We start from the raw sequence: 18,704 nt of genomic DNA on the forward strand, positions 1-18,704 counted from the left end.
GCGTTTGAATGTTCGACATTTCTGTTTTCTCCGATCCTAATACCTGGATCAGCCTGCTAACGCTTACCTTCATGGAGGTGGTGTTGGGTATCGACAATATCATCTTCATCTCCATCATTGTCAATCGGTTGCCCAAGGATCAGCACGGGCGCGGGCGCACCATCGGCCTACTGCTGGCGCTGTTGTTTCGTATCGGTTTGCTGCTGAGTATCACCTGGATTGTCAGCCTGAAAGAGCCGTTGTTTGTCCTCAATCTGCCTTTCGCAGAGCCGAACTTCGGCGTGTCGGGCCGCGACCTGATTCTGTTTGCCGGGGGGCTTTTTCTGCTGGCCAAGAGTACCACCGAGATTCATACCAAGCTTCAGGGCGAGGAAGAAAGCCACGAAACGGGTAACTACAGCAGCTTTGCCCGCGTCATCATTCAGATCATTCTCATCGACATCGTATTCTCCTTCGACTCGATTCTGACGGCCGTAGGCTTGGTGGATAATGTACTGGTCATGATTCTGGCAGTTATCATCGCTATGGGTATCATGCTGGTTTTCGCCAAGCTAATCGGCGACTTCGTAAACCAGAACCCAACGGTGAAAATGCTGGCCCTGTCCTTCCTGATCATGATCGGCGTCATGCTGGTGATGGAGGCCTTCCACCAGGAAATTCCGAAGGGCTACGTCTACTTTGCCATGTTCTTCTCTCTGGGCGTGGAGCTGCTGAATTTGCGTCTGCGCAAGAAGGTGCCACCAGTGGAGCTGCGCGATTCGCGCTTCGATTAGAGCAACCCACTCGTACACAAACGGGGGCTGCATTCACGGTAAAACGCGAATGCAGCCCCCGTTTGTGTAGAAGCAATAGCCTAGATGCGCAGGAGGAGATAGAGGTTGATGAGGGCAAACAGACAAGCTGTTATGGCTGCATCGACGGTCCGGCGGCGTACCAGACCGGGCCAGACGCCTACTAGAGCTGCTATCCACATAAGGAAAATGAACACCAATTGCGGCAGGCCATAGATGGTTCTCTCCCAGTTATCAACAGTATCCGCCCGCGGAGCCAGCGCCGGGCGATGCGTCATAACCTGCTGAAAAATGGCAGTTCTTGTGAGGTTCAGCAACTGGCCTTCCGTATAAGGAACTTGGCTCTGGAAGGAGGTTTGGGGCGTTTCTATTTGGTAATAGCTATCAACAATCGAGCCCCGGCGACCATATACAAAATAACGGGTTTGCGACACTACCGGCTCCTGAACAAGGGTAAAAGTCCATTGCGAATCGATTGCCAGCAGCAGGCCAAACCCAATCAGAATGCGGCAGATAAGCCGGGCCACCGGCGTGTAGCGGGCGTATTGGGCGGCATACGGGTCGCCTTTGGGCCGCCGCGGCATCACGGGTGGGGGCCACGGCCCGCGGTAGGCAGGATCGGGGTGTCGGGGCGCAGCAGGCCGAGGCGCCACCGGCGGGCGCGGATTGCGCAACGCCGACAAGCGCGCATCGTATGCCTTGCGCTTGTCGGGCAAACTCAGTATTTCGTAAGCGCGGTTTACGGCCAGATAACGCTCATGTGCGGCCGGGTCCTGGGTGCGGTCGGGGTGGGTGAGAAGCACCAGGCGCCGGTATGCCCGCCGGATATCGGCCGCCGACGCTTGTTCCGGCACCTCCAGCGCCTCATAGTGTGTGCTCATTCCCCAGTTGCAGTTCCTTCAGCAAGTAGGACAGCCAAGGTAGCCACATGGTCCTGCACCCGCCGAATAGCCAGCTCCAGCAGGCGCCGGTTCAGTTCCGCACGGTTTGGGCGGTAAAAAGCTAACTCACTCTGCGTAAACAAGCCCACTACCGTGCCCACCAGCAGGTAGCGCAGCTTCACGTTGCGCGTGAGCAACTCCGCCACCACCCGCTGCTGCTCCACCGCCGACGAGGTAAGAAACGGAATATGGTGCTCCTGAATAAAATCGGCAACCAGCACGAGCAGCAGCTCATTTTGCAGCTTCAGCACCGGCCGCAGCGTGCGGTGCAGAAAGTCGCCAACGGTGGGGCCATCGGCGGTGGGGGGCAAAAAGGCCGTTTCAACCAACGGGCGCGAGGTGAGAATAGCCGCGTCGCGATCGGCGGGAGTAAAGGCGGCAGAAGTCTGACTCATGGTTAAAAAAGCCCCCCAGCGGCTTAAATGGGATGATATGGGTGGTAAAAGGTAACTAGGCCGGCGCTATCTGGCCGGAATAACGCTTTGCTGCCAACGGTCAGCTTTTATTAGTTTGATTAACTCTGCCTCCAACGCTTTCAACGCCGCCGGGGCGCCGTCGTAATCCCGGATGCGCTTGCTCTTGCCCGCCTTCCAATAGGTGAGGTACTTGGTGGGATAGTCGAGCTTGGTAGACGTGTAGCTGCCCTGAAAAGCGAAAAAATTAGCCGCGTCGAACTTGGCTATGAGTTGCTTTCGCTCGGCTGCCGTCAAGCGCCCTACATACGCGCCCTGGCGGGGGGCATTTTCGCCGCCTTTGTACTCCATACGGCCATCGGTGTACACTGTAATCTCATCGACGGGGCAGGGGCCCATACAGGCAGTGCGCTCCAGCTGCATGAGTTTTTCGGTGGCCGTCTGCACCGGCCGGCAAGCGGCTAGCCAGGTAATAGTCAGTAGCAAAAGCAGGCCGGGTAAAGCCCTAACGCAAAATAGCTTTGTCATAAAAAGAACCCAAATCCGGCCTAAATGCCGATACTAAATAGGAGCGGAACAGTAAGAAGGGATATTTTTTCGGAAAAATGAGCGCGATACTCTAAATTTAAGGATCTACAGCTTTATTGGGCGAATGCGCCTTCCGTGCTTTTGTGAAAAAACTACTCTTATTCTCTTTAATAGCATGCGGGGCGCTGGGTTCCGCGCGCGCGCAACAGCTGGTATCACAGGCCGAACTGGTGCTGGAATCGCGGCCCGCGAAGCCCGTTATTTGCTACGCTCGGCACGAGGACATGAACACTTATGTGGCGCCTCCGGCTCAGTTTCTGAACCGAACTGCCGGCCGCCCCACTGCCGACCGAGCCCGCATTGAGGTTACCTACATTGGCTTCCCAGCCGATGCACGCGCGGCCTTCCAGAAGGCAGTCGATATCTGGCAATCATTGCTCTTTTCGCCGGTTGTTATTCGGGTAGAAGCCCGTTGGGAAGCCTTGGACGAAGGCGTGCTGGGTGCCGCCGGTGCTACCCAAATCTATCGGAACCTGCCGGGCGCTCCCAAGAGCAACATCTGGTATCCGGTAGCTTTAGCCGAGAAAATTGTCGGTCAGGAGCTGAATGGCACAAATGCTGACATCAGCGCCGAGTTCAGCAGCAACTTCGATTGGTACCTGGGCCTTGATGGTCTTGCGCCCGCTGGCAAATTTGACCTGGTATCGGTGGTACTACACGAGCTGGGCCACGGTCTGGGCTTCGTGGCAGCTTCCAGCTACACCGATCCGCCTCCCGTAACGGGCCCCGTAGCAAGCCTGAACAGCTCCGGCTTCCCGTGGATTTTCTCTACCTACATCGAGAATGGTCCGGGTCAGCGGCTGGCCGGCAACAGCCGGTTCCCCAGCCCTTCCCTGGCCCTCGCCGATCAGTTCACCAGCAATGATCTGTACTTCGGCAGTCCATTGGTTAACGCTGTCACGAACGGGCTGCGCGCCCGTTTGTACGCCCCCGCTAAGTTTGATGGCGGCTCCAGCATTTCGCATTTAGATGAGGCTTCTTACCGTGCCGGCGACCCGAACTCTTTGATGACGCCCCAGATTGGTAGAGCCGAGGCTATTCAGAACCCTGGCCCAATCACGCTCAAAATGTTTGACGAGATGGGCTGGTTCAATACCGCTATTCGTCATAATCCTTCCTTACGAGATACCGAAACTGCCCAGGACTTTGTGGTGCGGGCCAATGTGGTCAGTGACGGCACCATTGTGCCGGGCTCCGTGCGCCTGTACTACCGCGTAGACAATGGTACCGACGTGCCAGATGCCACCGACACTGTGCTCCCAATGACGGCCGCCAGCGGCTCTACGCAGTATACGGCCACCATTCCTAATCCCGGCTTAGGCCGGCGGGTGAGCTATTACATTTCGGCCGCTGATGTCGAGACGGCTCGCACGTACACGGCTCCTGGCGTACTGTTATCTACAGAAGCCACTAACACGCAGCCGCGCTACCAATTCTTCGTTGGCCCCGACGTTGTGCCGCCGGTGCTGGTTCATCAGCCGGCCTCATTCATCTTTGCTAGCAACCTGCCTTTAGTCCTGACAGCCCAGGCCAACGACAATATTGGAGTGGCTTCTGTGTCGGTAGCATACAGTGTGAACGGCATTTCGCGGCCCACCTTCAACCTGACGCGTCAGGCCGATAACATTACGTATAGAGGCTCCATCGCCAGCACGGCGAGCGCACCTATTGTGGCGGGCGACATAATCGCCTACCGCCTTATCGCCCGCGATGCTTCTTCCAATGCCAACCAAACGGTGAGCCCCGCCAGTGATGTATACCGGGTGCCGGTGGTGAGTATAAAAGCCCCCCAGGCTTCCTACGTCAATAATTTCAACGCCATAACGGCAGCCACGCCCCCCGATTTCGTGGGTAATGGCTTCTCCATCGCGCAGCCAGAAGGTTTTAGTGATCTGGCTATTCACTCTGCTCATCCCTACCCTGATGCTGATAATACGCTGATATATCAGCTGCTGACCCCGATTATTGTCGAGGCTGATCCGGCGAAGTCAACCCTTACCTTCGACGAAGTGGTTCTGGTAGAGCCGGGCTCCGATGGCGCTCCCTTCCCCAGCGCCGATTTCTTCGACTATGTAGTAGTAGAAGGTAGCAAGGATGGGGGTCAGACCTGGAATCCGGTGGCTGATGGCTACGACTCCCGTGATAAAGAGGAGTGGCTGGCCGCGTACAATAGCGCCATCAATTCAGACCAGAACTCTACGGCTGTAGGTACGCAGGCGCTCTTTTTGCCGCGCGCTATGAACCTGCGCGACAACGGCTACTTCCTCGCTGGCGACGTAGTACGTCTGCGCTTCCGCCTTTTTGCCGATCCAGCGGCTCACGGCTGGGGCTGGGCCATCGACAACCTACGTATTCAGGATAACACCGTCACCAGCTTAGCTTCCGAACTGAAAAAGACCGGCGGCCTGAACGTGTACCCTAACCCAAGTGAAGGCAGATTCACGGTGCAGGCCCGCTTTGCGAAGCCCACCATCGGTTTGCAGATCATCGTACGCAATAATCTGGGGCAGGTAGTGCTGCGTCAGTCTCTGGCCGGTGCGCAAACCGAGCTTAAGCAAGCTCTTAACCTGAGTGCCCTTTCTGCTGGCATGTATATGGTAAGTGTAGGCGTAGAAGGCGACGCCGCCGTACGCAAAGTGCTGATTGCGAAATAGCTATTTGCCAACTGACAAAGCGGCAGCTCCACATCGGGGCTGCCGCTTTTTTTGTGAAGTTGCGCATGGGAAAGTGAAAAAAGCCCCCCAGCTAGGTGCTAGCTATTAGCCAAGCCCGTCCGTCATGCTTCGCGCCGCTCTGCATGATGGACGGGCTTGGTTTTAATTTATTCGAACCGAGTCTGTCAACAAAGGATTGATTACAAGTAATCTGGCTAGTTTCCAAAACCCATCTTCCGCATGAAATCCCAAAGTACCACGCCCGCCGCTACCGACACGTTCAGCGAGTGCTTGGTGCCGAACTGCGGGATTTCCACGGCCGCGTCGCAGAGAGCTAATACTTCATCCTCTACTCCGAAAACCTCATTCCCCATTACCAGCGCGTAAGGTTTCGTCGGGTCAGGTTGGAAAGCGCTGAGTGACTGGCTACTATCTGTTTGCTCCACAGCAATTACAACGTAGCCGGTAGCTTGCAGCTGACGCACTACATCGGTAGTCTGGGGGGCAAATTCCCACGCTACCGACTCCGTGCTACCCAGGGCCGTCTTGGTAATCTCGCGGTGGGGTGGGCGCCCCGTGATGCCGCAGAGCCAGATTTTCTCTACCGCAAACGCATCGGCGGTTCGGAAGGCGGCGCCCACATTATGCAGGCTGCGCACGTTATCGAGCACGAGGGTAAGGGGGATTTTTTGCGTATTTTTGAAGTCTGCCACCGTCAGTCGGTTCAGCTCTTCCATCGAAAGTTTGCGCATAACGCAAAGGTAGGAACGCGTTCCGGCGCGCTGGCCAAGAGTGGCCCAAAAGCACAGAAACAGTTGAAAACAAAAGTCAAAAAAGGCCCAGGTCCGCGCTCCGAAGCTTACGCCGCCGTGGCGCCTACCCTCGAAACGACGCCCCTCATGCGTCAGTACTACCAGCTAAAGCAGCAGTACCCCGGTGCGTTGCTCCTGTTTCGGGTGGGCGATTTTTACGAAACTTTCGGCGAGGATGCCGTGACTACGAGCCGCATCGTGGACATTGTGCTCACCAAGCGCGGCGCCGGCACTTCCTCAGAAGTGGCTCTGGCCGGTTTTCCTCACCATTCCCTCGATACGTATCTGCCCAAACTAGTGCGTGCCGGGCAGCGTGTGGCCATCTGCGACCAGCTCGAAGACCCTAAGCAAGCCAAGGGCCTGGTGAAGCGCGGTGTGACCGAATTGGTTACACCCGGCGTGTCATTCAACGATAATGTGCTGGAGCGGAAGTCCAATAACTACCTCTGCGCGGTGCATTTTGGCAAACAGGAAGCTGGTATTTCCTTCCTTGATATCAGCACCGGCGAGTTTCTGGTGGCGCAGGGCGACGTACCGTATTTGGGTAAGTTGCTTCAGAACTTTGGCCCCGCCGAGGTGCTTTTCTGCAAAAAGAGCCGCCAAGAGTTTGAGCAGCACTTTGGTCCCGACTTCTGCCACTACGCTCTCGATGAGTGGGTATTTGGCTTCGACTACGCCCACGATACGCTCACGCGCCATTTTAAAACCACTTCCCTTAAAGGCTATGGCATCGATGGCCTGCGCGAGGGTATCACGGCGGCGGGCTGCATTCTGCATTATCTGGCGGAAACCAAGCACACCAATGTGGGCCACATTGCGGGCATTGGGCGTCTGGAAGAGGACAAATACGTGTGGCTGGACCGCTTCACCGTGCGCAACCTGGAGCTCGTGCAGCCTCAGCACTTAGGGGGCGTACCGCTGATTGATATTCTAGATCAAACGGTGACGCCGATGGGCGCCCGTCTGCTGCGCAAATGGGTGGTGCTGCCGCTAAAGGAAGCTGCCCAGATTCAGCGACGCCTAGATACGGTGGAAGCTTTGTTGGCGAACACTGATCTGTTGGGAGAAATAACCCAGCATCTGCGCCAGATAAACGATTTGGAGCGCCTGATTTCGAAGGTTGCCGTGCGCCGCATCAACCCGCGGGAACTCTTGCAGCTGAGTCGGGCCCTAGAGGCTATCGGCCCTATTCGGACTGTACTGGCGGGCTCGGGCATCCGCGCCTTGCAGAAGCTGGCCGATCAGCTCAACGCCTGCGACACGCTGCGAACGGACATTATTACCAAAATCCGCCCTGATGCGCCCGTGCTCACCAACCAGGGAGGCGTGCTGAATGACGGCATTGATAAGGAACTGGATGAGTTGCGCAGTATTGCTTTTTCGGGCAAGGACTATTTGCTGCAATTGCAGCAGCGTGAGCAGCAGAATACGGGTATCTCGTCGCTGAAAGTAGCTTATAATAAGGTATTTGGCTACTATCTGGAAGTGTATAATGCTCACAAGAACAAGGTGCCAACCACCTGGATTCGTAAGCAAACGCTGGTAAACGCTGAGCGCTACATTACGGAGGAGCTAAAGACTTACGAGGAGAAAATTCTGCACGCCGAGGACCGCTTATTCGTGATTGAGCAGAATATCTACAACGAGCTCGTGCAAGCTGCCGCCGATTACGTGCCGCAGATTCAGCAGAACGCCCGCGCTATTGGTGTTCTCGACTGTCTGGCCTCGTTTGCGGCTACGGCGCGCCAGTACAACTATGTAAAGCCAACGGTGAATGACGGCGGCCTGCTCGACATTCGTCAGGGTCGCCACCCCGTTATTGAGCGACAATTGCCCCCCGGCGAAGCCTACATTCCGAACGATATCTGCCTGGACCAAGATGACCAGCAGATTGTGGTCATCACGGGTCCCAACATGGCGGGCAAGTCAGCCTTGCTGCGCCAGACGGCTCTTATTGTGCTGCTGGCTCAAATCGGCTCCTTTGTACCTGCTGATGCGGCTACTATCGGCGTTATCGACAAGATATTCACCCGCGTAGGTGCCTCCGACAACCTCAGTAAGGGCGAAAGTACCTTCATGGTGGAGATGACCGAAACGGCCAGCATCCTAAACAACCTCTCCGACCGCAGCCTTGTGCTCATGGACGAAATCGGCCGTGGTACCAGCACTTATGATGGTATCAGCATTGCCTGGGCCATTGTGGAACATTTGCATAACAGCCCGAAAGCGCGGGCCAAAACGCTGTTTGCCACTCACTACCACGAGCTAAACCAACTGGCCGACGACTGCCCCCGCGTACGCAACTACAACGTGGCCGTGAAGGAAGCCGACGGGCGCATTCTGTTTATGCGCAAGCTGGTGGCGGGCGGTTCGGAGCACAGCTTCGGTATTCATGTGGCGCGAATGGCGGGTATGCCCACTTCGGTGGTGCTGCGGGCCAACGAAATTATGCACCATTTGGAGCAGGAGCGGGCCCATGCCGGTGACGCCGAGGCCGACGCGCCCACCGAGTTCGATGAGTTGCTGGCAGGCCTAGAACCCGATGAGCAAGGCGGCAAAGTACTGCCCTTAAATGGCCACGCGCCTGAAAAAGCCCCCCAGCGCGGTCCGCGGGCCCAGCCGGTGGCGGCCGTAGCTACAGCCCCGCGTCCGAGCCTGCAGCTGAGTATGTTCGAGCCCGCCGACCCAGCTTTGGAACGTGTGCGCGACCTTATTCAACAACTTGATGTGAACACACTAACGCCCATCGAAGCGCTACTGAAGCTAAACGAGTTGAAGCTGGCGCTGGGGGGCAAATAAGGAAAGGCATTTGAAGGTGCGCAAGCCAATGAGCAGAACTAGGTAGTAAAAAAAGTGCCTGAGAATGAGGGCGAAGCAACTTTTTGCGAAGTAAATCAAGAAAAATGTGGCTTCACCTCTTGACAAAAGCGAAATACATTGTACTTTTGTCGCACCATTCGCTGCTTAGGCGGCGTACCTCAAGCGAGAGTAGCTCAGTTGGTAGAGCGCGACCTTGCCAAGGTCGAGGTCGCGAGTTCGAACCTCGTCTCCCGCTCCAGATGAAAAAAGGACGTTGCTATTCAGCAGCGTCCTTTTTCTTTTTAGTCTGTTCAGTACACTTATTTATGAAAAGGTAGAGATTTATTTGGCTCGTTAGATTGGTGTCTACCTTTCTGAGGATGTTGCTATCTTTGTGTAGATAGTTTTTGCGTGAGAAGAAAAATATCGGACGAGGGGTTTAGGAAAGCTGTAGCCCAGAGCTTATTGATTGCACAGGTAATTGTGCGATTAGGGCTAGTGCCGGCGGGGGGCAATTATAAGACGGTGCAAACACGTATCACCAAATTGAACCTTGACACAAGCCACTTTACGGGTAAAGGTTGGAATGTGGGAGAACGGTATCGCAGCTTTGGAAAGACGTTTCAACTTGCTGATATCCTGGTCAAAGACTCGGCTTACTCGTTTACCCACGGCTTGCGGAATCGGTTGATAAAGGAAGGGTATAAGGCAGCGCAGTGTGAAGTTTGCGACTTGAAAATGTGGCGTGGTAAACCTATTCCGTTGGAGCTACATCACATTAATGGCGTAAATAATGATCATAGAATAGAAAATTTGCAGTTACTTTGCCCTAATTGTCACGCACAGACATCTAGCTATCGGGGCAAGAACCACGCAAAAGCCGGAGTGGTGGAACTGGTAGACACGAGGGACTTAAAATCCCTTGCCGAATAGGCGTACGGGTTCGATTCCCGTCTCTGGTACTTTAAAAGCCTTCTGCCAACTGCGCAGGGGGCTTTTTTGCTTTATATTAGAATCTGCGGGTTCAATTGCGCCCGGCATTGTACCTTCCTTTGTATGATTATTGCCGGGGGACCTACTTGTGCCTAAAGGCTGTTGCTCTGCTTGTATGACCCCAGATTCAGTTGACTATCAATCCTTATTCGAAACTCTGCCAGGTAGTTATCTGGCTTGTAGTCCTGAGTTAGTTATTGTAGCGGTTTCGGCTGGACTGGAGGTAGCAACTGGAAGAGCAAAGGAGCAGTTGCTGGGCAAACCGTTAGAAGAAGCTTTGCCCGAGGAAGGTGGGGCCCGGCGAAGTCTATATGCGTCATTACGCCATGTGTTGGAGCATTCTACGGCGCATGAGCAGACGCTGGCTTCGAATCCGGTTGCCACGGATACTGTCGATTCGACAAGTGTAAAGAGCAGTTGGCACAGCCGGGCGTGGCCGGTGCTGGGTGCGGGGGGCAAAATTCGTTACGTGTTGTACAGTGTGGAGGCCATGCCCGTGCCTGCTTCGTTCGTTGCTACGGGTCAGACGGTACAGTGGAAAGCTGCCGACACGGATGAAGCGCCAACGGACCCGCCTCGTCAGCAGACAATAGCGTCCGACCAGCAGTTCCGGCAAATTCTAAGGCAGGTGCCGGCCCAGATAGCAACTCTGTTGGGGCCTGACCATGTGTATGGCTTCATCAATGAGCAAGCCCAGCAATTGTTGGGCGAAGCAGCAGCGCTTGGTGTGCCCGCTGCCATCGCCCGTCCTTCGCTGGTCGATACGGGCTACATCCGTTTAGTAGACCAGGTATATCAGACGGGAGTACCGTTTGAGCTGAGCGAAATGCCTACCAAGCAGCCTGCCACGGCAATCAATTCCCCCGGCGAAACCCTGTATTTTGATGGCGTGCTACGACCCCTGACCGATGAGCAGGGGCAAACGCAGGGAGTGCTGGTATTCGGAGTAGACGTAACCGAGCGGGTACGAGCCAAACAACGCGCCGCTGAGCTGATAGAAGAAGTACGCTTGCAGGACCAGCAGTTTCAGCAAGTAATGGAAGCCCTGCCTCAAATGGCGTGGGTCGCGCGGCCTGACGGGGGCGTAACGTATTACAACAAACGTTGGTACGACTATACAGGGAGCAATTTTGAGGAGATGCAGGAATGGGGCTGGGAAAGATTTCTCCACCCCGACGACCTTGCGACCACCGTACAGCGCTGGCAGACGGCTATAAGCCAAGGAACAGTGTTTGAAACCGAGCACCGCTGGCGCGATCAGCAAGGCAGCTACCGCTGGTTTCTAGCCCGCGGCGAAGCTATTCGGGCTGCCACTGGCAGCATCCTACGCTGGGTAGGAACCAATACTGACATTGATGAGCAGAAACGCTTTCAACAACAACTGGCCGCGAAAGACGAACAGCTCCACCAGATTCTGCGCCAAAGCCCGGCCCTGATTGCCACGCTGGAAGGCCCTGATCATCGCTATGCGTTCACCAATCCTGGGTACGACCTATTGGTGGGCTACAGGGCCCAGGTGGGAAAGCCAGTGGCTGAATGCCTGCCGGAACTGGTAGAGCAAGGCATTATCGACAAACTCGATAGCGTTTACCAAACGGGTGAGTCAGTCGCTAATTTCCAAAGCTACCTTGAACTATTAGACCCGGTGAGTGGAACGCGACATCCCATTTACATTGACATCACCTACCAAGCTTTACGTGATGCTGGGGGGCAAATTCAGGGAGTGCTGGCCTTTATCGTGGAAGTAACGGAGCAAGTACTCGCTCGCCAACGGACGCAGGCTTTGATGGAGGAAGTGCAGGCGGGCTCCTTACAGCTAGCTCAACAGCGCGAAACATTTTATCGGCTTTTTCAGCAAACACCAGCCAGCATAGCCATTCTGCGCGGCCCTGAGCACCGTTTCGACTACCTGAATCCGCGGTATCAGGCGCTATTTCCCGAACGGGAACTGATGGGCCAACCGATGTCGGAGGCGCTGCCTGAAACAGTGGAACAGGGTTTCGTAGAATTGCTTGATCGGGTGTACCGCACAGGCGAAACCTTCTTTGGAAATGAACTGCCACTTCGGATAAACAGCAGATCTGCCAAGGGCTCCAAATACCGGTATTTCAACTTTACGTATCAGGCTTTACAGGAAAATGGGATTACGGTAGGCGTTGCCATATTTGCCTACGACGTAACCGACCAAGTAAAAGCGCGCCGGCAAAACCAGGTGCTGCAAGCCAAAATGGGTCGGCGTGACCGGGAGTTGCGGATGATGGCCGAGAGCTTGCCGCTTATCACTTTCGTGACCGAAACCGACGGCCGATTAAGCTACATAAGTCCGCAGTGGCACCAATATACGGGCAGAGCTTCTGACTTAGGTTTTCAGGATACCTGGACCGATACAGTTCACCCCAACGACCTGGCCACGCTGCAAAAACAGGTAAGGGATGCTACCAATAGCCTACGACCCTGGCGTTGCGAGTTTCGCCTGCTTCGGCATGATGGACAATACCGCTGGCATCTGGGGCAAGGTGTGCCCGACCTGGACGTGACCACGGGGCAGCCACGACGCTGGTTTGGCTCGAGTACGGATATTCACGAACTCCGCGACCTGCAGGAACAGTTGGTACTAAAGGACCAACAGCTACAGCAGATTCTGAGTGAGGTGCCGGCTTACATTGCTACCGTAACGGGCCCCGAACACCGCTATGCCTTCGTCAACCCTGGCTATAATTCCCTCATGGGAGGGCGCATAAAACTTGGCCGGCGAGTAGCCGACTTGCTGCCGGAGTTGGTGGAGCAAGGCTTCGTGTCGCTGCTGGATGAGGTATATACATCTAAAAAGCCCTACGTAGGGCGCGAAACTCCTGTTAATATACTCGATCCTGAGACTGGCGGCACGCGGGAGTTCTACCTGGATTTTGTGTACCAACCGCTTTATGATGCGAAAGGTCAGACCCAAGGAATTCTGGGTTTTGGAATTGATGTAACGGAGCAGGTACGCGCCCGCCAACAAACCACGGCGCTGCAAGCCGAGCTACGGGGCCGCGACGAGCAGTTCCGCTTTCTGGCCGAGAGTATCCCCCAGATTGTGTGGACGGCGGCAGCCGACGGAGAGGTAGACTACTTCAATCAGCAGTTATGGGATGCCACGGGCTTTCATCCGAGTGAGAGCCTGGGCGCGGTGGCGTGGCTGAATCTGATTCACCCCGATGACCAGCAACGCTCCCGGGCAGCTTGGGAGGAAGCGGCCCGCACGGGGGGCAAATATGAGATTGAGTACCGATTTGTATCGCGACTGGGGGGCTACCGCTGGTTTTTGGGGCGGGCCGAGCCTTTGCGCAACACGGCAGGCGAAATAATAAAGTGGTTTGGCTCGTGCACGGATATCGACGATGTGAAGCACGCCCAACAGCACCTGCAAATGCAAAATGCCCAGCTGATTCGTATCAATCAGGACTTGGATAACTTCGTATATACCGCTTCGCACGACCTCCGGCAGCCCATTTACAATATGGCGGGCATTTTTGAGGAGCTGATCCGCACCACGCATTTCAACGACCCCGACACGGCCGAGCTGATTGCCATGTTTGAGGAAGCCCTGCAACGCATTTATGGCACCATTCAGGACCTGGCCGATCTGGTGCAGGTGCAGCGCCGCCACGAGCAGGTTCCCGCCGAGCCAGTAGATGTTAAGTTGCTCGCGCAATCGGTTATTCGAAGTATGCAGGAGCAGGTAGACGAGGTGGGGGGCAAATTTGAGGTGGATACCACTGCCGTGCCCACGCTGTGGTTTGTGCGCAGCAACTTGCAGAGTGTGCTGTATAACTTGCTTAGCAATGCCTTAAAGTATGCCATGCCCGGCCGGCCACCTTATATCCGGGTGCGCACGGATCTGGTCGACGGCGTACCCGTACTCACCGTGACCGACAACGGATTGGGAATTGATATGGCGCGCCACGGCGCGGAGTTGTTTCAAATGTTCCGCCGCTTCCACGACCACGTAGCGGGCTCCGGCATGGGTTTGCACCTCGTCAACCGGATTATTCAGCAGGCCGGCGGCCATGTGGAAGTAGAAAGCGCAGTGGGCGAGGGCACTACCTTTCGGGTATATTTCAGCCCCCAACAACAGTTGCGCAGCGCTAAATAGGCAAGGAGCCTGAGAGAAAATATGGTCATAAACAGACTAAGGCAGCAAAACCGGAGTTTTAATCCGCTTCCGGCCGCAACATGCGTCGGCCGCTAAGCAGCGTAATCACTACTTTTAAGCCTTTCCTCCTCTCCCTCCCCTATGGCCGCTCCCGATTCTCCCGCCTCCGCCGCCGATCAGCTGGCTTATTACCAGGATAAAATCAAGCAGGTATTTGCCGAAGTAGGCAAAGTGGTGGTGGGCCAGCAGTACATGGTCAATCGGCTTTTGATTGGACTGTTTACTGGGGGACATATTTTGCTGGAAGGCGTGCCGGGTCTAGCCAAAACCCTGACCATCAGTACACTTTCCAAGGTACTGCACCTGCATTTTCAGCGCGTGCAGTTCACGCCCGACTTGCTGCCCTCCGACCTGGTTGGCACCATGATTTACAATCAGAATCAGTCGGAGTTTCAGGTTAAGAAAGGGCCTATTTTCGCCAACTTAGTGCTGGCCGACGAAGTGAACCGCTCGCCAGCCAAAGTACAGAGTGCCCTGCTCGAAGCTATGCAGGAAAGACAGGTTACCATCGGCGAAACTACTTACCCGCTCGACTTGCCTTTCCTCGTATTGGCTACGCAAAATCCAGTGGAACAAGAAGGTACATATCCGCTGCCCGAAGCTCAGGTCGACCGCTTTATGATGAAAGTGTATGTCGATTACCTGAAGAAAGCCGATGAGTTGGAGGTCATGCGCCGTATGGCCAACCTCAGTTACGTAGGCGATGTTAGCCCGGTGCTTACCAAGGAAGACGTGTTTGGCGTGCGTGGCCTGATTAATCAGGTTCAGATTTCGGAAACCCTGGAGAAATACATTGTGGAGCTGGTCTTTGCCACCCGCAAGCCCGCCGAGTACGATTTGGCCGAGTTTGCGCAGTACGTGCAGTTTGGGGTAAGCCCTCGGGCCAGCATTGCTTTGCACCGCGCTGCCAAAGCCGTCGCCTTCTTCGATAGCCGCGACTACGTATTGCCCGAAGACATCAAAGAGGTAGCCACCGACGTGCTCAACCACCGCATTCTGCTCAACTACGAAGCCGAAGCCGATGGTATCCGCACGCAGGATTTGATTGAGGCCATTCTGAAAAAAGTGCCGATCAGCTAGTTTCACGCCTAAAACCTGCTCTGCCACACTGTGTCTCGCCTTACCAAAACCCTGCGGGCGCTGGGTAGCCTCGTACGAAATCCGTGGTTGCTCAACCATGTATTGGCCGCCGATGAAGTGGCGTGGCAGCGCCAAGCCTTAGCCCACGCCGCCGGCCGCCACGGCCTGACGGCGCAGGGGTTACCGGCAGTACCTCTCACGTCATTTTTGCCCCCCAGCGGTGATACTGTGCAGCCGTTTGCCTTTCGCGAGGGTGGCTCGCTGCCCACCGACCTCGCTTTGCTGCGTGGCCTGGCCCGTTCTATTGCAGATTGTCGCTACTTTGAAATAGGGACGTGGCGGGGAGAAAGCGCCGCTAATGTGGCGCAGGTGGCCAAGTCGGTACACACGCTCAATTTATCGGCGGCCGAGATACAAGCCATGGGTTTGCCCACTCGCTACGCCGCGCTACACGGGTTTTTCTCGAAAGACTTAGCTAATGTGCAGCACCTATACGGCAACTCCGCTACGTTTGACTTAGCAGGATTGGGACAGCCCTTCGATTTAATCTTTATCGACGGTGACCATCAATACGAAGCTGTGCGCACTGATACGCGCCGCGTATTCGAACACCTGATTCACCCCCGTACAATAGTAGTGTGGCACGATGCGGCGCGCCAGCCGGGCCAGCCACGCTGGGAGGTGCTGGCTGGCATCCTAGCCGGGTTGCCGCCAACTGCTGGGGGGCAAATAGTACAGGTAGCGAATACGCTCTGTGCCGTGTACTTGCCCGAGCCGCTGCTTGCCTCTGTCCCTGATCTGCTGGCGGATCCAGTGCCCGCGTTTTCGGTACACATTCAGTCGCAGTAACTAGGTTAAGAAAGCCTAACGGTGCTTAATGAGCTGATTAAAGACCTATTTTACGGCTACTTCTCTTACCGATTCAGCTTTGCTTTTCTGAAGGCGAAATAGATGACTGAGGTAGTACAGCTCTGCTTTTCCGGGCAATAACTTGCTTAGAGGTAGATCGTTGGCATTTCGAAAGGTCCGCAGCAAATACGCGGTGGAGAAGAGGTAGGACAAGGTAGCCACCATCGCGGCTCCCTCAATTCCCCACTGTGGAATCAGGAGCCAGCAACCCGGAACCGTGACAAAAAGCCCCCCAATGGCCGCCGCTGTATTGACCCGGTAGCGTCCTAATCCGGCAAAGTAGGAGTTGAGAATAATGCTGACCGCCATGGCTACTACTCCCGGAGCCAGCAGCAGGATAACGGGCCGCGCTTCCCCAAAATCTGCCCCGAACACGGCGGCCAGCACGCTAGCCGGCAGTAGACATAACCCCAGCACTATCGCTGTCGTGCTCAGCAATGTGAGACGAACACCGCGCAGGGTAGGAGCTAGTTGGGAGCGTTTGTCGGCAGCATAAATCAAGTCTACATACTGGCTTTGTGAGGCGCTGCGCGCAATTACCCAAACCGCCTCCGTCAGAGCCACGCCCACCGACAATACCCCTACGGAATGAGTATCGCTATAATATGCCACGAAGTAATAACTGAGGCGAAAGTTGGTGAAAGACAAGATGTTGGATAAGTGCGCGGCGCGGCTGTGACGCGCCAACTCACGGGCCGAAGCGCGCAGCCGACGGCTCATCTGCCAACGGTCGGCTAGGCGGTAGAGTAGCGCCAAGCTCAGCAGAAAAGAGATGCCTTGGGCAATGTAAGCGGCATAGTAATACACCTCAACTTTCTGCCAGCCGCCCAGTGTAAACGCCAGCAGCAGCAGGCCGCCTTGTAAGCCCGTCGCTAACAGAAGGAGAGAATTATACATGCGTTCCTGCCGTCGACCTAGGAGCAACCCCGCGTTTATTAGAAAAAATGCCTGCAACAGACATACGCCCCACAAATGCCCCACGTAGCTGAAGGGCACTACTCGCCATACCCAAATGCCCGCCGCGCCTACCGTACACACCATGGCTGCCCACATATAAGCTGGTATAAGCAGGTTCCAGACGTTGCGGCGTGGCGCCAGATATATAAGCGAAACGCCGCCCACCAACCCGATAAACAGCAATAGCAGGGCGCAATCGGTCACGAAAAGGCTGACGGCGCCGCGGCCGGCTGCCCCTAAGTAGCGGGCCGTGAGCCACACAATACCAAAGCTGCCTCCAGCCGTAGCTAGTCGCGTAACCATATTTTGGAAAACTCGCTTCAGCATGAGACAAGCGCTGAAGGAGTGCTGATTTGCACCGAATTTTGCCCCCCAGAGGGCCGCAGTATGCTTGCGTAAAGAGCCGCGAACTGGCTGCCAACTCGTGCCGGACTACAGCGAAGCTCGGCATCGTCGCGAAGGAGGTCGGGCTCAAAAGCTGCGCTGCCGCTCAAGACCATTGTCAAAGCCGCGGCCAGCGCTGCTTCGTCATCAGAAGCTACGAGTAGACCAAAGCGGCCGGCAGGTTGAAAGAGCTCCGGAATGCCGCCCGTGTCCGTGGCTACGACGGGGCAGGCGCAGGCCCGTGCCTCCAGCAATACACAGCCAAAAGTTTCGGCCCGGCTAAAGGAAACCAGCGCTGTGGCGCGTTGCATTTCAGTGGCTACGGCGGCGTACGAAATCTTACCTAGGAAAGTAACCGTGCCATCGGTGAGCAACCCCAGTTCCTGGGCCACGCGCCGTACGCGCACTTCATCGGGACCGTAGCCAGCCAGACGTAGGCGCAGGTTGGGCCAAGTTGAGCGTAAGCCAGTCACCACCCGCAGAATGCCAGTCAAATTTTTAACGTCTTCGTGAAAAGCGGCCACGTGCAAAAGTGTCTGAGGAGCGCGCGGAGCGTCTGGGGGGCAAAAAAGGTCTGTATCGACTACGTTGGCAATAACTACGCTGGTACCATGTCTGAATCCCAGGTTTCGCATAGCTTGTTGTAGCGCCTTCGATACGGTATGCAGCGCCGCGGCACGCCGCACCACGACCCGCGTAAGCTGCTGCCGGAGCCAGCCAATGGTATGGGCCCGAAATGGCAAATACAGCGTCCAATGCTCCGTAATAACGTAGGAAACTCCATAGCGCCACCGCCACCACAGTGCAGCCAATCCCGTGCGCAACAGTACATGCACGTGTACTAAGTCAGGATTTGCCCCCCAGCGTTGCACCACCTGCTTGTAGCCTTTCCCCACGCACCAGTAGTAAAGCAGCAGCTTCAACAGCTTATCTAGAATAGGCAACCCACTGGGCCGCGCCCGATAGTAGTAGCGTAGCACCGGCACGGCTGCCTTTAAGTCTTCCTCGATTTCAATCCAGGCTGTTAACGGACCGCTGGCTACCGTTGCGAATATGACCGCTACGTCTGCGTGGGGCGCGATAGCTGTTACGTGGCGCGCCACGAAGTCACCATCTTGATCATCGTAGCGGTTGGGGTACCACTTGGGCAGCATGAGTACGCGCAGCTTCATGGTGACTAAGCTAAGC

At 55.7% G+C, this 18,704-nt stretch carries 12 protein-coding genes, 2 tRNA genes and 1 pseudogene; 9 read left to right on the forward strand and 6 right to left on the reverse strand.

Annotation, left to right across the window (positions count from 1 at the left end; all coding sequences use genetic code 11):
- The first annotated feature begins 8 nt into the window (after positions 1–8).
- Positions 9–773 (forward strand): TerC family protein, encoded by a 765-nt coding sequence (locus H8B13_RS04990; RefSeq protein ID WP_187309747.1) that lies wholly within the window; start codon positions 9–11, stop codon positions 771–773.
- An 80-nt stretch (positions 774–853) separates the two neighbouring features.
- On the opposite strand, the gene H8B13_RS04995 is transcribed toward H8B13_RS04990, so the two are convergent.
- The 3 genes from H8B13_RS04995 to H8B13_RS05005 all read right to left on the reverse strand — a co-directional run bounded on the left by H8B13_RS04995 (position 854) and on the right by H8B13_RS05005 (position 2,631).
- On the reverse strand, positions 854–1,672 hold the full coding sequence (locus tag H8B13_RS04995) for a J domain-containing protein (RefSeq protein ID WP_187309748.1): 819 nt from the start codon (positions 1,670–1,672) through the stop codon (positions 854–856).
- Entirely contained in the window at positions 1,669–2,127 is a 459-nt protein-coding gene (locus H8B13_RS05000) for a hypothetical protein (protein WP_187309749.1), read from the reverse strand. Before H8B13_RS05000 ends, H8B13_RS04995 begins: the two co-directional genes overlap by 4 nt.
- Before the next feature lie 66 nt (positions 2,128–2,193).
- Positions 2,194–2,631, reverse strand: coding sequence for a DUF6438 domain-containing protein (locus H8B13_RS05005; RefSeq protein ID WP_187309750.1), 438 nt, complete (start codon positions 2,629–2,631; stop codon positions 2,194–2,196).
- A gap of 185 nt (positions 2,632–2,816) precedes the next feature.
- On the opposite strand from H8B13_RS05005, the gene H8B13_RS21495 reads away from it, so the two are divergent.
- A complete protein-coding gene (locus H8B13_RS21495; RefSeq protein ID WP_187309751.1) occupies positions 2,817–5,387 on the forward strand; it encodes a T9SS type A sorting domain-containing protein in 2,571 nt (856 codons plus the stop codon).
- 215 nt (positions 5,388–5,602) lie between these two features.
- On the opposite strand, the gene H8B13_RS05015 is transcribed toward H8B13_RS21495, so the two are convergent.
- Positions 5,603–6,139 carry an RNA methyltransferase gene (locus tag H8B13_RS05015; RefSeq protein WP_187309752.1) on the reverse strand — a complete coding sequence of 179 codons (537 nt, stop codon included), beginning with the start codon at positions 6,137–6,139 and terminating at the stop codon, positions 5,603–5,605.
- Positions 6,140–6,286: 147 nt separating this feature from the next.
- Between H8B13_RS05015 and mutS the strand changes: the two genes are divergently transcribed.
- From mutS to H8B13_RS05050, 7 genes and pseudogenes are all read left to right on the forward strand, one after another.
- The gene (gene mutS / locus H8B13_RS05020) at positions 6,287–8,998 is read left to right on the forward strand and encodes a DNA mismatch repair protein MutS (protein ID WP_187310290.1); all 2,712 of its coding nucleotides are present in this window, start codon (positions 6,287–6,289) and stop codon (positions 8,996–8,998) included.
- A gap of 183 nt (positions 8,999–9,181) precedes the next feature.
- A tRNA-Gly gene (locus tag H8B13_RS05025) sits at positions 9,182–9,257 on the forward strand.
- Between the two features lie 329 nt (positions 9,258–9,586).
- Positions 9,587–9,832, forward strand: a pseudogene (locus H8B13_RS21665) (HNH endonuclease signature motif containing protein); the annotation flags it as partial.
- Between the two features lie 45 nt (positions 9,833–9,877).
- A tRNA-Leu gene (locus tag H8B13_RS05035) sits at positions 9,878–9,960 on the forward strand.
- 146 nt (positions 9,961–10,106) lie between these two features.
- On the forward strand, positions 10,107–14,126 hold the full coding sequence (locus tag H8B13_RS05040; protein WP_187309753.1) for a PAS domain-containing protein: 4,020 nt from the start codon (positions 10,107–10,109) through the stop codon (positions 14,124–14,126).
- 141 nt (positions 14,127–14,267) lie between these two features.
- Positions 14,268–15,266, forward strand: a complete 999-nt coding sequence (locus H8B13_RS05045; RefSeq protein WP_187309754.1) for an AAA family ATPase — start codon at positions 14,268–14,270, stop codon at positions 15,264–15,266.
- Between the two features lie 30 nt (positions 15,267–15,296).
- Positions 15,297–16,115 (forward strand): class I SAM-dependent methyltransferase, encoded by an 819-nt coding sequence (locus H8B13_RS05050; RefSeq protein WP_187309755.1) that lies wholly within the window; start codon positions 15,297–15,299, stop codon positions 16,113–16,115.
- 45 nt (positions 16,116–16,160) lie between these two features.
- On the opposite strand, the gene H8B13_RS05055 is transcribed toward H8B13_RS05050, so the two are convergent.
- Together H8B13_RS05055 and H8B13_RS05060 are read right to left on the reverse strand one after the other, a co-directional pair.
- Positions 16,161–17,459 carry a lipopolysaccharide biosynthesis protein gene (locus tag H8B13_RS05055; protein ID WP_187309756.1) on the reverse strand — a complete coding sequence of 433 codons (1,299 nt, stop codon included), beginning with the start codon at positions 17,457–17,459 and terminating at the stop codon, positions 16,161–16,163.
- Positions 17,453–18,688, reverse strand: a complete 1,236-nt coding sequence (locus tag H8B13_RS05060; protein ID WP_187309757.1) for a glycosyltransferase — start codon at positions 18,686–18,688, stop codon at positions 17,453–17,455. The genes H8B13_RS05055 and H8B13_RS05060 overlap by 7 nt, the downstream gene beginning before the upstream one ends.
- Between the last annotated feature and the right edge of the window lie 16 nt (positions 18,689–18,704).

It is taken from the genome of Hymenobacter sp. BT188 (assembly GCF_014333585.1).
Lineage (GTDB): Bacteria > Bacteroidota > Bacteroidia > Cytophagales > Hymenobacteraceae > Hymenobacter.